This is a genomic window from Vibrio sp. 811 (assembly GCF_033339195.1).
On record NZ_JAWOUB010000095.1, the window covers coordinates 1 to 1153 of the forward strand.

The window sequence follows — 1153 nt, forward strand, 5'->3', positions numbered from 1 at the left end:
CGTCGTGTGGAAGTAGTTGTTCCTGCGTTTGAATACCAAACGACTGAACAAGCTCAATAATTTGTTGCTATAGCCAACAAAGCAAAAAGCCAGCGTTTATCGCTGGCTTTTTTGATCTTGTCTTCAAACTTATGCTTGCATGGAACCGAGACGGTTGTTGGGCTGTATATTGAAATGACGGCGGCGGCGTGCGCTTTGCTTGTTGTTCATCATTCTGTCATCACAGATTCATAATATCGATGCTCCGTTTAGTAGGAGAGCATGATGCAAAACCTCCCACCACTTAATGCCCTGAAAGCCTTTGAAGCAACAGCCCGTTTGCGAAGCTTTACAAAAGCTGCAAAAGAGCTAAATGTCACTCGCGCGGCGGTCAGTCAGCAAGTTAAATCGTTGGAACTTCAGTTAAACGCGATACTTTTTGAGCGCAATGGTGCGCAGCTTTTGTTAACACAAGCGGCCCAAGCCTACTTGCCTGTTGCTAGCCAGACTTTGCAGATGCTATCTGTAGCAACTCAACACCTTTTTGCTCGCCAGAAAAATACTCAACTGACGCTTCATGTCGCTCACAGCTTTTGTTCTCAATGGTTAATGCCGCGCTTGGCCGATTTTCATCGTCAGCACCCTGATGTCGTGATAAAAATTTCAACGACTGCCAACACGGTGCCGAATACTAGTGCCATTGCGGATGTGGAGATCATCAACGGTTATGGAGAGTGGCAATCAGAGCAGGCTGTTCAACTTACCCAAGAAAACTGGATAGTGGTGGCGAGCCCTGGTTTTTTAAATCTTAATTCGGTCATTCATCTTACAGATATCGCGCTGGCGCCTAAACTGTGCACGGGCGGATACCATGAATCGTGGCAAGCTTGGCTGTGTTTTCAGGGCTATGAAGGCAAAGTGAGTAAACCTATCGCCGAATTTGAACATTCCTTACTAGCCATTCAAGCGGCGGTGAATCAGTTAGGCATACTGCTTGTAAGGGACTTTTTAGTGGAGGATGAGCTACAACAAGGACTTTTGGTTCCGATTGGTGGATGGTCCATGCCAAGCGCCAGCGCGCATCATATAGTGGTAAGGGAAAGCGATAAACCGCAAGTTGAGGCTTTTACTCATTGGGTCATGCAAAGTCTATAAGCTTAAAAGTCCTGCATCT

General features: G+C 46.4%; 1 protein-coding gene. It reads left to right on the plus strand.

Translation table 11 applies throughout. The features are described from left to right. The first annotated feature begins 264 nt into the window (after positions 1–264). Complete coding sequence (locus R7Q46_RS25060; protein WP_318077914.1) at positions 265–1134, plus strand: LysR substrate-binding domain-containing protein; 870 nt, start codon at positions 265–267, stop codon at positions 1132–1134. Positions 1135–1153: the final 19 nt, after the last annotated feature.

Bases quoted from the DNA above. Each gene is read 5' to 3' on its own strand.
- R7Q46_RS25060 (WP_318077914.1), top strand. From the start codon at position 265: ATGCAAAACCTCCCACCACTTAATGCCCTGAAAGCCTTTGAAGCAACA.